The sequence below is a fragment of the Aminobacter sp. SR38 genome (assembly GCF_014843375.1).
Classification (GTDB): domain Bacteria; phylum Pseudomonadota; class Alphaproteobacteria; order Rhizobiales; family Rhizobiaceae; genus Aminobacter; species Aminobacter ciceronei.
In genome coordinates, this window is sequence record NZ_CP062112.1 from 4,190,476 (window position 1) to 4,204,673 (window position 14,198).

Annotated in this window: 12 protein-coding genes; 8 read left to right on the forward strand and 4 right to left on the reverse strand. The window is 63.5% G+C overall.

The annotated features are described in order from the left end of the window. The first annotated feature begins 61 nt into the window (after positions 1 to 61). Entirely contained in the window at positions 62 to 724 is a 663-nt protein-coding gene (locus tag IG197_RS20545) for an outer membrane protein (protein WP_192314641.1), read from the forward strand. A 31-nt stretch (positions 725 to 755) separates the two neighbouring features. On the opposite strand, the gene IG197_RS20550 is transcribed toward IG197_RS20545, so the two are convergent. Then, the gene (locus tag IG197_RS20550; RefSeq protein WP_192314642.1) at positions 756 to 1,529 is read right to left on the reverse strand and encodes a gamma-glutamyl-gamma-aminobutyrate hydrolase family protein; all 774 of its coding nucleotides are present in this window, start codon (positions 1,527 to 1,529) and stop codon (positions 756 to 758) included. A 298-nt stretch (positions 1,530 to 1,827) separates the two neighbouring features. On the opposite strand from IG197_RS20550, the gene IG197_RS20555 reads away from it, so the two are divergent. From IG197_RS20555 to IG197_RS36075, 4 genes are all read left to right on the forward strand, one after another. Continuing rightward, positions 1,828 to 2,937, forward strand: a complete 1,110-nt coding sequence (locus IG197_RS20555) for a TRAP transporter substrate-binding protein (RefSeq protein ID WP_067958106.1) — start codon at positions 1,828 to 1,830, stop codon at positions 2,935 to 2,937. Positions 2,938 to 3,119: 182 nt separating this feature from the next. Next, entirely contained in the window at positions 3,120 to 4,229 is a 1,110-nt protein-coding gene (locus tag IG197_RS20560; RefSeq protein ID WP_192314645.1) for a TRAP transporter substrate-binding protein, read from the forward strand. Between the two features lie 244 nt (positions 4,230 to 4,473). Next, on the forward strand, positions 4,474 to 4,872 hold the full coding sequence (locus IG197_RS36070; RefSeq protein WP_210346877.1) for a hypothetical protein: 399 nt from the start codon (positions 4,474 to 4,476) through the stop codon (positions 4,870 to 4,872). A gap of 161 nt (positions 4,873 to 5,033) precedes the next feature. Next, positions 5,034 to 5,579 (forward strand): hypothetical protein, encoded by a 546-nt coding sequence (locus IG197_RS36075; RefSeq protein WP_210346878.1) that lies wholly within the window; start codon positions 5,034 to 5,036, stop codon positions 5,577 to 5,579. Positions 5,580 to 5,732: 153 nt separating this feature from the next. Here the strand turns inward: IG197_RS36075 and IG197_RS20570 are convergent, their stop codons facing one another. From IG197_RS20570 to IG197_RS20580, 3 genes are all read right to left on the reverse strand, one after another. Continuing rightward, positions 5,733 to 7,499 (reverse strand): TRAP transporter large permease subunit, encoded by a 1,767-nt coding sequence (locus IG197_RS20570; protein ID WP_192314648.1) that lies wholly within the window; start codon positions 7,497 to 7,499, stop codon positions 5,733 to 5,735. Continuing rightward, positions 7,496 to 8,080, reverse strand: a complete 585-nt coding sequence (locus IG197_RS20575) for a TRAP transporter small permease subunit (protein WP_067958116.1) — start codon at positions 8,078 to 8,080, stop codon at positions 7,496 to 7,498. Before IG197_RS20575 ends, IG197_RS20570 begins: the two co-directional genes overlap by 4 nt. Before the next feature lie 200 nt (positions 8,081 to 8,280). Then, the gene (locus IG197_RS20580) at positions 8,281 to 9,189 is read right to left on the reverse strand and encodes a branched-chain amino acid ABC transporter permease (protein WP_067958118.1); all 909 of its coding nucleotides are present in this window, start codon (positions 9,187 to 9,189) and stop codon (positions 8,281 to 8,283) included. A gap of 93 nt (positions 9,190 to 9,282) precedes the next feature. Between IG197_RS20580 and IG197_RS20585 the strand changes: the two genes are divergently transcribed. The 3 genes from IG197_RS20585 (at position 9,283) to IG197_RS20595 (ending at position 14,088) form a co-directional block, all read left to right on the forward strand. After that, on the forward strand, positions 9,283 to 9,879 hold the full coding sequence (locus tag IG197_RS20585) for a CGNR zinc finger domain-containing protein (protein ID WP_192314651.1): 597 nt from the start codon (positions 9,283 to 9,285) through the stop codon (positions 9,877 to 9,879). Positions 9,880 to 9,889: 10 nt separating this feature from the next. After that, positions 9,890 to 10,405 carry a hypothetical protein gene (locus tag IG197_RS20590; protein ID WP_246765205.1) on the forward strand — a complete coding sequence of 172 codons (516 nt, stop codon included), beginning with the start codon at positions 9,890 to 9,892 and terminating at the stop codon, positions 10,403 to 10,405. Positions 10,406 to 10,611: 206 nt separating this feature from the next. Next, positions 10,612 to 14,088, forward strand: a complete 3,477-nt coding sequence (locus tag IG197_RS20595; RefSeq protein ID WP_192314654.1) for an indolepyruvate ferredoxin oxidoreductase family protein — start codon at positions 10,612 to 10,614, stop codon at positions 14,086 to 14,088. The last annotated feature ends 110 nt before the right edge of the window (positions 14,089 to 14,198 follow it).

Below are 14,198 nucleotides of genomic sequence, written 5' to 3' on the forward strand. Positions count from 1 at the left end.
TGTCTTCCCTCTGCATCAAAAAGGATGTATCGCCATCACGATATCTACTTGGGGGTGTATCTTGAGATCGATTCTTCTCGTTTCTTCAATCCTGCTTGCCGCTGCGGGCAACGCGATGGCGGCGGATGCCACGAGCGTCGAGCCCGGATTCGAGTGGTCGGGCTTCTATGTCGGAGCCCAGGCCGGCTACGGTTGGGGCGATGTCGACAGCCACAATGTCGGCCGTGAAACCGGGGTTACAGACTGGCGGGATTCGTGGAACGCCAATGGCGGCCTGGGCGGCATCCATGTCGGCTACAATCATGCGTTCAACCAGCTGGTCGTTGGCGCAGAGGCCGATCTCGAGGTGTCCGGGGCGAAGGGGGCGGTCGAATCCGATTACGCCGGGCTGGTGGAGAACCAGATCGAGGTTCAGGGCTCGCTGCGGGCGCGCCTCGGCTATTCGATCGGTCCGGCGCTGTTTTACGCAACAGGCGGACTCGCCGTCGCCCGCATCGAAACCACCTACGATGGCGACGCCGACCGCTGGACGCACACCAAGAGTGGCTGGACCGTCGGCGGCGGCGTGGAGTACGCGCTGTCGCGCAACTGGACGACCCGGATCGACTATCGCTACACGGATTTCGGCAGCTTCACAGAAAACCCTGCCACCGACAGCGGCTTTAACCACGTCACCGAACTCAAGACCCAGGCAGTGCGGTTCGGCGTCAGCTACAAGTTCTGATCGAACCCGGTCGTCGGCGGAACGTAGTCGACTACTCCGCCGCGGCCCGTGCCGCAGTCCGGGCGATCGCATGCGCGCGCACCGCATCGCCAAATGCCTTGAAGATGCGTTGCGAGACGTCGTCGGACTTGACCCAGTATTCGGGGTGCCATTGCACGCCGACCGCGAAGGCACGCGAGTCTCGAACCGACACGGCTTCCACTGTGCCGTCAGGCGCTACGGCCTCGACCTGAAGCTTCGATCCCAGGCGCTCGACCGCCTGGCGGTGGACCGAGTTGACCAGGATGTCGCCTGGGCCGAACACGCCGGCAAGGCAGCTGCCCGGCTTGATGGTCGCCACCTGGTGGATGGCGAAGCGTTCGTCCTGGTTGTCGCTGACCTGAGCCCGGTGATCGGCAATGCCCTCGCGCTCCTGGATCTCGGTCGCGAGCGAACCGCCGAGCGCCACGTTGAGCTCCTGAATGCCGCGGCAGATGGCGAGCAGTGGCACGCCGCGTTCGATCGCCTTGCGGATCAGCGGCATGGTGGTCGAGTCACGGGCGAAGTCGTAGGGGCCATTCGCTTCGGTCGCTTCCTCGCCATAGAGGCGAGGATCGACGTTTGACTTGGAACCCGTCAGCATGACGCCGTCGACCGACGAGAGCAGCTCATCGAGGTCGAGGCGGTCGCCGAAATTGGGCACCAGCACGGGCAGCACCCCGGCGCCCGAGATCGCCGCCTCGAGATATTGCTGAGGCGCCGCATGCCAGGTGTAGTTCTCGAACTGCTTGACGTCTGACGAAACGGCGACGAGCGGCTGGTGCATGATGGGGTTCGAATCCTTGTGGAAAGCAGGCTGTTTCCTTGCCTACAAAATAGGCGATCCCGAGGCGCTTTTCCAACACAAGTTTGCACATCTCGTATGTGCCAGGCTGGGCGGGCTTAGACTATAGTTTTAGATGCTTGCGCTGCCGCAGCGTTTTGCGCGGCCAAAGCTTCTCCGCCCTCTCGGGCGTGCTTTACTCATCCCCTTCGCCGTGTATTGTCGCGGTCGGCGTGAGTGGTGGGAGGCCAAATATTTCCCCAGCGTCGCATGTCTTTCGGTCCACTATGGGAGGATTTTGATGGATCGCCGTTCATTTATCAGGAAGGCCGGTACCACCGGCGTGGGAGCGGCCGCGGCCGCTGCGACGCTCGCGGCACCGGCGATTGCCCAGTCCAATCCCAAGATTACATGGCGGCTCGCGTCGTCTTTCCCCAAGTCGCTCGACACCATCTATGGCGGTGCTGAAGTCCTGTCGAAACACCTGTCGGAAGCCACCGACGGCAACTTCACCATCCAGCCTTTCGCTGCCGGCGAAATCGTGCCCGGCCTGCAGGCGGCCGACGCCACGACCGCCGGTACGGTCGAAGCCTGCCACACGGTGGCATATTATTACTGGGGCAAGGACCCCACGTGGGCGCTGGGTGCGGCCGTGCCGTTTGCGCTCAACGCACGCGGCATGAACGCCTGGCACTACCATGGCGGCGGCATCGACCTGTTCAACGAATTCCTGGCGACCCAGGGTCTCTACGGTCTGCCCGGCGGCAACACCGGCGTGCAGATGGGCGGCTGGTTCCGCAAGGAGATCAACACGGTCGCCGACCTGCAGGGCCTGAAGATGCGCATCGGCGGCTTCGCCGGCAAGGTCGTGGAGCGGCTCGGCGTGGTGCCGCAGCAGATCGCCGGCGGTGACATCTATCCGGCGCTGGAAAAGGGCACCATCGATGCTGCCGAATGGGTTGGCCCGTATGACGACGAGAAGCTCGGCTTCCAGAAGGTCGCGCCCTACTACTACTATCCCGGCTGGTGGGAAGGCGGCCCGACGGTCCATTTCATGTTCAACAAGGCCAAGGTCGACGAACTGCCGGCAGCCTACAAGGCACTGCTGCGCACGGCTGCCCAGGCTGCGGACGCGAACATGCTGCAGAAGTACGACTTCCTCAACCCGACGGCGGTGAAGAGCCTGGTTGCCAACGGCGCGCAACTGCGTCCGTTCAGTCCGGAAATCCTCTCGGCCTGCTTCGACAAGGCCAACGAGGTCTATGCGGAGATGGAAGCCAGCAATCCGGCTTTCAAGAAGATCTGGGACTCGATCAAGGGCTTCCGCAAGGACCACTATCTGTGGGCCCAGATCGCCGAATACAACTACGACACCTTCATGATGATCCAGCAGCGCAACGGCAAGCTCTAAGCTTCCGCCTGTTTAGAAAGGGCCCCGGGGCATTGCTCCGGGGTCTTTTTGTTTCCGGACACCTGCTCTGCCAGTGGCGTTTTCTACTGCCGCGTGTAACGTGTGCGGTGGCGCCGATCATAACAATCAGGGGCCCGGCGCCGTTCCACGCACTCACTGTCAACAACAATGGGAGTTCAGGAATGGACCGCAGATCCTTTATTCGCAAGGCCGGCGTTACCGGCGCGGGCGCAGCCGCTTCCGCCGCGCTGCTTGCAGCACCGGCAATCGCGCAATCACTGCCCAAGGTTAGCTGGCGCTGCACCTCGTCGTTCCCCAAGGCGCTCGACACCATCTATGGCGCCGGCGAGACGATGGCCAGATACGTGCGCGAGGCGACCGACGGAAACTTCAACATCCAGGTGTTTGCCGCCGGCGAGATCGTTCCCGGACTGCAGGCGGCCGATGCCGCGGCGGCGGGCACCGTCGAATGCTGCCACACCGCGTCCTACTATTACTGGGGCAAGAACCCGACATTTGCGCTTGCGACGGCGGTGCCCTTCATGTTCAACGCCCGTCAGATGAACGCCTGGATCTACCACGGCGGCGGCCACGACCTGCTCAACGAGTTCTACGCCAAGCAAGGCCTGTACGGGCTCGCCTGTGGCAACACCGGGGCCCAGATGGGCGGCTGGTACCGTAAGGAGATCAACACCGTCGCCGATCTCAAGGGCCTCAAGATGCGTGTCGGCGGCTTTGCCGGCAAGGTGCTGGAAACGCTTGGACTGGTGCCGCAGCAGATTGCCGGCGGCGACATCTATCCGGCGCTGGAGAAAGGCACCATCGACGCCGCCGAGTGGGTCGGTCCCTATGATGACGAGAAGCTCGGCTTCCACAAGGTTGCGCCCTACTACTATTACCCCGGCTGGTGGGAGGGCGGGCCGACGCTGCATGCCCTGGTCAACCTTGCCAAGTGGCAGGAACTGCCCAAGCCGTACCAGGTGGCGCTCACCTCGGCATGCCAGGCCGCCAATTGCGACATGATGGCGACCTATGACTACAAGAACCCGGCGGCACTTCGCCGGCTGGTGGCCAATGGCGCCCAGTTGCGGCCGTTCAGCCAGGAGGTCATGAAGGCCTGCTTCGAGGCCTCGAACCAGAACTATGGCGAGATCTCGGCCAGCAATGCCGACTTCAAGAAGATATTCGACAGCCAGGTCGCCTTCCGCAAGGACGCCTATCTCTGGGCGCAGCTGTCGGAATACACCTTTGACACCTTCATGATGGTCCAGCAGCGCACCGAGGCGCTCTGAGCCGAGAAACGGCGTCCGTTGCGCCGAGCTGACGGCAAATGAGAGTTTGCCGCCAGCAGCCGTCCGAAACCCGGGACCTTGCACGCCCCGGGGCTTTTCCGTTGCGTTCAGGACGCCGTGACGACCGGAGATCGTGCGCCCCTTGAAGGGTTGCCTTAGACCCGTCGGTCGCGCGGCTAGTGCCATCGCGGTCCTGCCGTGTGTCCTCTCGCGATGCGGTGGGCAGGCTTCCACAGAGAGGGAAGTGACCGAACTTGCCGAACCGGCCATTTTTCGGCGACCTGATGGCTTCCGTTCTTGGGTCATAGGCAACTCAAACGATGACATCGAAATGACGCTGACGATGACTACCCTCTACGCACTTCTCGTGATCCCGATCTGGTTTGTCCTGTGGATAGGGGCACGTCGACCCGACGCGCTGGTCCGTAACGACCGAAGGCGGCCGATGTCCGCCCTGATCGCCCGTCTGGGCAGCTTCCCGCTCGCCGAGGAAGCCTTTCAGGATGCGTTGGTGTCGGCGGTTTCGCACTGGAGCCGCAACGGCGTGCCCGCATTCGCCACAAGGCTGGCGGCTCCAGGCCGCCTATCGCAAGGTGGTCGACCGCATCAGGCAGAACAGGTCGGAAGCGCGCCAGGTCGATGACGTCAAGCCGCTGGTCCGCGGCGAGGCCGCCGAGGATCCCGACGTAACCTCGACGAACGCCTGCGTCTGATCTTCACCTGCTGCCATCCTGCGCTGGAAACCAAATCGCAGGTCGCACTCACGCCGCGGACCAGCGGCGGCCTTTCGACGACGGAGATCGCGTGTCATTCTCAACGCCGAGACGAGTAGGGACAAAGGCCGTCGCGCGGCCGGGGCCTGACGAATGGGCAACACGGTTGCAGTCGGTGCTTGCCACCATCTACCTCATCTACACTTCAGGCTATGCCGTCGGCCCGGCCAACGGAGGCCATGCCCGTGTCGATGCCAACGGGGTGACGGTCGCGCTGGCCGACCAGGACCGGACCAAATGCAACCGGTCACAGATCGACGAAGGTCTCGGGCTGATCGAGATGGCGATGCAGCGCCGCGCACTCGGCCCGTACCAGATCAAGGCGGCGATTGCCGCCTGCCACGTGCAGGGAGAGGTCTCCCACTGGCCGCAGATCGTGCTGCTCTATGACAGCCTGCTGCGGCTCGAGCCGACCGCTGTCGCGCGCCTCAGGCGGCGGTCGCGCTGTCGGAAGCGGGATGGCCGGAGGCCGCGTCGCGCTCGCTCGATACGCTCGCGGCCGAACTCAAGGACTACCATCATGCGGCGCGCACCGAGCTTCTGTCGCGGACGGGGCATCTCAGCCAAGCCGCGGTAGCCTATGCGGTTGGCATCGACCTTGCCGGTTCAGAAGCCGACGCCGCCTTCCTGCGGCGACGGGGCGGGCTTCTGGTTACGCAAGCCGGGTCGGCCTGACCTGCCGGAGGGGCAAGAAAAAGGCGCCTTTCGGCACCTTTTTGCTGCTTGACGATCAGTTGAAGCTCGGTGGCTTCGTCAGATCGTTTGCCGGAGCCGCCGGTTGAACCGGGGCGGTGCCCGGTTGCGCCGGCGCTGTCCCTGGCTGGGCGGGGGCAGGCGCGCCGAGTGGAGGCAGGCCGAGGCCGCCGCCCAATCCACCGCCGAGCCCCGGCATTTCGGGCATCTTGATCTCAATCGTCGACGGATCGACCTGCTTGCCCTTGTAATGCATGACCATCTGCGGGAAGGCGATGGTCAGTCCGATCATGATGATCTGGATGCAGACGAAGGGGACGGCGCCCCAGTAGATCTGGCCCGTCGTCACCGGTTGGATGTTCTTTCCGGTGATACGGTCGAGATAAGGCACGCGCGCCGCCACCGAACGCAGGTAAAACAGCGCGAAGCCAAACGGCGGATGCATGAAGCTGGTCTGCATGTTGACGCCGAGCAGCACACCGAACCAGATCAGGTCGATGCCGAGCTTGTCGGCGGCGGGCGCCAGCAACGGCACGATGATGAAGGCCAACTCGAAGAAGTCGAGGAAGAAGGCCAGCAGGAATACCAGTACGTTGACGGCGATCAGGAAGCCGACTTCGCCGCCGGGCAGCGACACCAAGAGGTGTTCGACCCAGAGATGGCCGTTGACGCCATAGAAGGTCAGCGAGAAAACGCGGGCGCCGATCAGGATGAACAGCACGAAGGACGATAGCCGGGTCGTCGATGCCAGCGCTTGACGGACGACGTCGAACGACAGTCGTCCCTTTGCCGCGGCCATGATCAGCGCGCCGACCGCACCCATCGCACCGCCTTCGGTTGGCGTCGCAATGCCGAGGAAGATGGTGCCGAGCACAAGGAATATCAGCGCCAGCGGCGGGATCAGCACGATGATCACCTGCTGCGCCAGCCGCGACATCAAATTGATCTTCAGGCCACGGTCGGCGATGGCGACGATGTAGATGACGATGACGCCGACGCAGGCGCCGAGGATGTCGGCATTGGCGCCGTGGGTGGGCGAGAGGTAGACATGCGCGGCATAGGCGATGACGGCCGCGACGGCCAGCGCCACGAACAGCGAGGTCACGCCATGGCCGAGCGTACGGGCCTCCAGCGGTAGTGCCGGCATCGACTTCGGCCGGATGATCGACATCAGGAGGATGTAGCCCATGTAGAGACCGGTCAGCACGAGACCGGGGATCAGCGCGCCCTTGTACATGTCGCCGACCGAGCGGCCGAGCTGGTCGGCGAGAACGATGAGCACGAGCGAAGGCGGGATGATCTGCGCCAGCGTGCCTGACGCCGCGATGACGCCGGAGGCAACACGCCGGTCGTAGCCATAGCGCAGCATGATCGGCAGCGATATCAGACCCATGGCGATGACCGAGGCTGCAACCACGCCAGTGGTTGCAGCCAAAAGCGCACCGACGAAGATAACGGCATAAGCGAGACCGCCGCGGATCGGGCCGAACAGCTGGCCGATTGTGTCAAGCAGGTCTTCTGCCATGCCGGAGCGTTCGAGCACGATGCCCATGAAGGTGAAGAACGGGATCGCCAGCAGCGTCTCGTTCGACATCACCCCCCAGAAACGTTCGGGCAGGGCATAGAGCAACGGCCAGGACAGGTTGATCGAGCCATTCGAGTAGGGCGCCAGTTCGACGCCGATGAAGAAGAACAACAGGCCGTTGGCGGCGAGCGAAAATGCGACCGGGTAGCCAAGCAGCATGAACACGATCAACGAGAAGAACATGATCGGCGCCATGTTCTGGGCGATGAACTCGATCATGAGCGTACCTCGTCGGCCAGCGCCTTGCCTTCGAGTTCAGCCTGCTCGTGCGCGGAGATGAACGGGGTCGGATCCTCCATGTCGCCGCGCATGATGGCGATCTTCTTGATGATCTCGGAGATGCCCTGGAGGCCGAGCTGGATGAAGCCCATCAGCAGCAGCGCCTTTGCCGGCCACAGGATCAGGCCGCCGGCGCTCGACGACATCTCGCCGGAACGGAACGACAGGCTGACATAGGGGATGAAGTAGAAGATCATCAGGATGACGAAGGGCATCAGGAACAGCATATGACCAAGCAGGTCGATCCAATGCTGCACCCGGCGCGAGAACATGCCGTAGACGATGTCGATGCGGATGTGCTCGTTCTGCTTCAGCGTGTAGGCGGCTGCCAGCATGAAGGCGGCACCGAACAGGTACCACTGCAGTTCTAGCCAGGCGTTGGACGACATGTTGAATGCCTTGCGGATCACCGCATTGCCTGCGCTGACGAGGATGGCGAGCAGGATCGCCCACGCCACCGTCTTGCCGATCGCTTCGTTGATACGGTCAATGGCTCTGGATAGAGCGAGAAGCCCTGCCATACATTCCTCCCAGGTTGTGTGGGGCAGCCGTTGTTCCCCGACGTTCTTTTTTCGGCACTCCCGATGCCATGGGTATGCCGGTCATGGGGCCGGCGTCAACATAACGAGCGGTACTCGTCAATTGCTGCGAAGGTGGCAAAACGAGGAAAAGGCCCACAGGCCGCGCGGCATGCGACCAAAGTCGAAGACGATTTTCGCGGTCAGGCAGCCGGGCTTGGCGCGTCCTTGCGGTCGCCGGTCAACACCAGCATCGCCGCGAGCAGGCCATACATCCAGGCGTCGCGCCATTCGATCGGGAAATAGCCGGCCCATAGCGACTCGGCGATGCCGAAGGCGGCAGCACCGAGTGCTGCCTTTCCCGGTGCGTAGTAGCCGCCGACCGCGGTGATGAACAGGATCTTCAGGCCGTAGACCAGGCCGGCGCCGAAGCCGAGATTGCCGTAGTAAAGTGCTGCCAGCACACCTGCCAGGCCGGCGCATATGCCGCCGAACAGCAAGGCGCGGTGAAACACCCTTGTCGTGTCGATGCCGCAGAGTTTTGCGGCGAAAGGATCGTCGGCGACGGCCCGCCAGTTCCGGCCGAAACTTGAGTGCGACAGCTTGGCGGCGCCCCCGATGATGACGGTTGCTGCCGTCGCCGTATTGATCAGCTGGATCACTGTCATCGTCGCGACGAAATTGCCGCCAGAGGCAAAGACCACCGGCGTCGCCAGCATCGGCGGCAGCCAGTAGTCGTGTGTGTCGGCGGCAATGCGGCTGAGTTCCATCAAGGCGATCATCACGCCGAGCGTGGCGGCGACGATCGCGTTGGGTGACCGGCCGGCGAGCGGGGCAAAGACTGAGTGCGACAGCACACGGCTCACCAGCGTGGCGTAGGCGAGCGCCACGACAATGCCGAAGGCGATTGTCGAAGGCAGCGTCAGCCACAATGCCTGGTAGCCGTAGACGGCGGCCAGGATCATCGTCTGGCCCGAGAAGGCGAAGATGCCGCCATAAGCGAGGTTGGTGCGCTGGAGCAGGCCGTTGCCCAGCGCATAGCCGAAGGCCAGCAGGCCGTAGATCGCGGCCGAATGCACGCCGTTGAGAAGCTGTTGCAGGAAATAGAGCATGCGTTGTCCGGCGGCGCAGGGAGCTGTCCCGTGCCGCAAGATTGCGCTCGTGATTCTAACTTGTCAAATTGCGTTTACCAGTTAGATTGAGGTATGGCAGTTTCCTGGACCCGGCATCGTTTCTCCGGCGGCGTGCTTGCGCTCGACACCGCCAACACGGTGGTGCTGCGCGGCGACGCGGAGCGCAGCTTCGACCGTTTCGACGACCCCTCGGAGATCGCCCGCTTCGCCGCGGCAGCCAGTGTCTTTCGCGCCGACGAGCTCAAGGGCAGGGTGCTTACCGCCCCCGACCCACAGGCGATTGCCGGCAAGGTGATTTCCATTCGTGAAACAACCGACCGCCTGATGCGCCGCAGTGTTGTCGATGGCGCTCTGGCCACGGCAGACATGCCCGGTTTCCTCAACGCCTGTGCCAACGGACTCACTGGGGCGCGCGAAAGCCTGAGCGCCGATGCGCCCTTCGGTGCTGCGCCGGAACCGCTGGCCTTCGAGGCGGCACTCGCCGTGTCGGCGTTGTCGCTGTTGTCAGCCGGCACCATGTCCCGGCTCCGGATCTGCCCCAACTGCAACTGGCTGTTCGTTGACCGCAGCCGCAACGGCAGCCGGCTCTGGTGCGACATGGCCGTCTGCGGCAACCGCCAGAAGGCGCGGCGCCATTACAGCAGGCGCAAGGAGGTGCAAATTGCCTGAAGGTGGATTCTTGCGTGCTACCTTTGCCCTTTCGGCGCTTGTGTCGCTGGCATTGGCTGGCTGCCGCGAAAGCGGCGGCGAGGGGGAACATTTCGAGCTGTCCGGCCGGCTGTTCGTATTCAACTACCGGGTCGCGACAGTGCAATATCTGGTGACGCTTAAGCCGCTCAAGCCGGTCGGCGAGGGCGAGGTCGCAATCACGACATTCGAAAACCCCGCGGGCGGCGCGGCCATCGTCGTGCGCCAGAAGATATGGCCGCTAAACGACAAGGTCACGATCAACAGCCCGCCCCTCGAATGCGTGGTCAAGGACAGGCCCTACAAGGTGTCGATCCGCATCGAGAATGCCAAGGGCGAACTGATGCAGGCGCTGGAGACGACCATGGCCTCGTCGCAGGACCAGTCGGTGCTGCCCGACAAGCCGCTGGTCGTCGGCCCGTTCTACGATCCCAATCCGGAACTTGAGGGGCATCCCGACGGTCACCTGCCCGGAGGCCGCGGCGTGACCTGTCCTCCCGCGGCCTGAGCTTCGCTCCGACGGAAATTTTCATTCGCCTGGACGGCTTCCGCTTGCGTATTCCTGCGCGGTCGACGCCGATCGGCACCTTCGATTGTTCTTTTTCCCAGGCAAAGAATTTCGTTTGACGCGACAGCCGCGCCCGGAAAAGCTATCGCTAAGCTACCCAAGGTCAACCGCCCGAATCGAGGGTGGTTGGGGCACAGGAAATGCTGATGACGCTTCACAACGTCGCTCTCGACGACAAGTTCGATCTGGGCAAGGAGCGGATTTTTCTATCCGGCGCGCAAGCCGTCATCCGCATGCTGCTGATGCAGCGCGAGCGCGACAGGCTCGCGGGCCTCGATACGGCGGGCTTCGTCTCGGGCTATCGCGGCTCGCCGCTTGGCGGCCTCGACCTGCAGCTATGGAAAGCCAAGACGCAGCTGGCGCAGTCCAACATCGTCTTCCAGCCCGGTCTCAACGAAGAACTCGCCGCCACGGCCTGCTGGGGCTCGCAGCAGGCTGAGCTTATGGGCGAAGGCAAGCACGACGGCGTCTTTTCCGTCTGGTACGGCAAGGGTCCCGGCGTCGATCGCTCGGGCGATGTCTTCCGTCATGCCAATCTCGCCGGCTCTTCGAAGAAGGGCGGCGTTCTGGCGCTGATGGGCGACGACCATACCGCCGAATCCTCGACCAACGCACACGCCACCGAGTTCCTGTTCGTCGACACGATGATCCCGATCCTCAATCCGGGCGGGGTGCAGGAGCTGATCGACTACGGACTCTACGGCTTTGCCCTGTCGCGCTTCGCCGGCACCTGGGCGGCAATCAAATGCGTGAAGGACAACATCGAATCGACGGCCTCCGTTGATGCCTCGCTCGGTCGGCTCAACATCGTCATCCCCGAATTCGACATGCCCTCAGGCGGGCTCAACATCCGCCACGAGCTCGACCAGCTCGGTCAGGAAGCGCGGCTGCACGAATACAAGCGGGCGGCTGCGTCCGCGTTCATCCGCGCCAACAACATCAACCGCATCGTCTATTCCGGCGGCCGCAAACCCAAGATCGGCATCATCACCGTCGGCAAGAGCTTTCTCGACGTGCGCCAGGCGCTCGACGATCTCGGCATCGACGAGAGTCGCGCCAACCAGCTCGGCATCCGCCTGTTCAAGGTCGGTTGCCCGTGGCCGCTCGACATCGAGCACATCAGGGAGTTTGCCCGTGACCTCGAGATGATCGTCGTCGTCGAGGAAAAGCGTTCGTTGCTAGAGGTTCAGGTGCGCGAGGAGCTCTACGGCACCTCGATGCAGCCCAAGGTCGTCGGCAAGCGGGACGAGCGCGGCGACTGGCTGTTTCCGGCCAAGGGCGCGCTCGACCCCAACGACATCGCCATTGCCATCGGCGAGCGCGTGCTCAAGGTCATCGGCCCGTCGGAAGAGATCGCCGCCCGCGTCAGCCGCTTGCGCCAGTATCAGGCGATGCTGGCCGACACCAAGGACGTGGCGTCGCGCACGCCGTTCTTCTGTTCCGGCTGCCCGCACAATTCCTCGACCAAGGTGCCTGAGGGCTCGATCGCCGGCGCCGGTATCGGCTGCCACTTCATGTCATTGTGGATGGACCGCAGCACCGTCGGCTTCACCGCCATGGGCGGCGAGGGCGCGCAATGGGTCGGCCAGGCGCCGTTCACCAAGCGCGAGCACATCTTCCAGAATCTCGGCGACGGCACCTACAACCACTCCGGCACGCTGGCGCTCCGCTTCGCGCTCGCCTCGGATGCCAACATCACCTACAAGATCCTCTACAATGACGCGGTTGCGATGACCGGCGGCCAGCCGCATGAAGGCAGCCTGACCGTGGACATGATTGCCCGCCAGGTCCGTGCCGAGGGCGTCGAGCGCATCGCCGTGGTCACCGACGAGCCGGACAAATATGGCGGCCGTTCGCAGTTTCCTGCCGGTACAACCTTCCATCACCGCGACGATCTCGACCTCGTTCAGCGCGAGCTGCGCGACATCAAGGGCGTCACCGTCCTGCTCTATGACCAGACCTGCGCTGCCGAGAAGCGCCGTCGCCGCAAGCGCGGCACCTTTCCCGATCCGGACAAGCGCGTCTTCATCAACGAGCTCGTCTGCGAGGGCTGCGGCGACTGCGGCGTCAAGTCCAACTGTGTCTCGATCCAGCCTGTCGAAACCGAGTTCGGTCGCAAGCGCAAGATCGACCAGTCGAGCTGCAACAAGGACTTTTCCTGCGTCAACGGCTTCTGCCCGTCCTTCGTGACGGTGCATGGTGCCAAGATCCGCAAGGCCGAAGGCATCGCCGGAACCAGTGACGCGTTGCAGGGTGTGCCGGAGCCGAAGCCTTTTGCGCTCGACCGCGACGGCTGGGCAGCGATCATCGACGGCGTCGGTGGCACTGGTGTCGTCACCGTCGGCGCGATCCTCGGCATGGCCGCCCACCTCGAAGGCAAAGGCTGCGGCATGATCGACATGGCCGGCCTCGCCCAGAAGGGCGGTTCGGTGTTCACCCATGTCCGCATCGCCCGTTCGCCGGACGACATCAACGCCATCCGCGTCTCGGCCGGCAAGGCCGACCTGATCCTCGGCTGCGACCTCGTCGTGTCGGGCGCCAAGAAGGTGCTGGCGGCGGTTCGCGAAAACCACACCATCTTCGTCGCCAACACCGCAGAGATCATGCCCGGCGAGTTCACGCGCTCGGCCGACTTTTCGCTGCCGACGGAGCGGCTGAAGAAGACGATCCGCGATGCGGCGGGCGAGGCGAACGCGCATTTCTTCGACGCCACCCACACCGCATCTGCGCTGTTCGGCAATTCGCTCGGTGCCAACATGTTCATGCTCGGCTTTGCATTCCAGCATGGCGGCCTGCCACTGTCGACTGAAGCGGTCGAAAAGGCGATCGCTCTCAATGGCGAAGCGGTGGCGATGAATGTCGCGGCGTTCCGCTGGGGCCGCCGCGCCGCCCATGATCCGGAGTTCGTCCGCGCCATGATCGGCCGGACCACCCGCGGCGATGAGCCTGTCGTCGCCCAGACACTCGATGAGATGATCGCGCGCCGCGCCGCGTTCCTGAAAGCCTATCAGAACGCTGCCTATGCCGAGCGCTACACCGGCCGCATCGCCGCGCTCCGCGCCGCCGAGCAGAAGGCTAAGCCGGGCTCGACAATCGTCACCGATGCGGCGGCGCGCTCGCTGTTCAAGCTGATGGCGATCAAGGACGAATACGAGGTTGCGCGGCTCTATTCCGACGGCTCGTTCCAACGCGAGCTGGCCAAGCAATTCCAAGGCTACGACCGGCTTGAGTTCCATCTTGCGCCGCCGATCCTCGGCCGCAAGGGTGCTGACGGGGTGCCGCGCAAATCGAGCTTCGGTCCATGGATGATGAAGGGCTTCAGGCTGCTTTCGGCGATGAAGGGCCTGCGGGGTGGTGCCCTCGACATCTTCGGCTACACCGCCGAGCGACGTATGGAGCGTGCATTGCTCGACCGCTACGAGGCCGATCTCGAGCTGATCCGGGGCGCACTTACGAGCGACAATCTTGACGCTGCGGCCGCATTGGCATCGGTGCCGCAGCTGATCCGCGGCTATGGTCACGTAAAGCATGCCAGCGTCGACAAGGCATCGGGGGAACGGGAACGGCTGGTCAAGAGGTTGGCTGCCGCGCCGGTAAGCCCCACGCTCCAGGCTGCCGAATAGGCGATACGACTTGTTTACCTGAACCTAAATTAGAAGTTTTGGCACGCGATTGAGTGGCGTTACTGGCGTATAAGTGCGCGCTTTCTAAGCCTTTCTTAAGGTGGATGTGG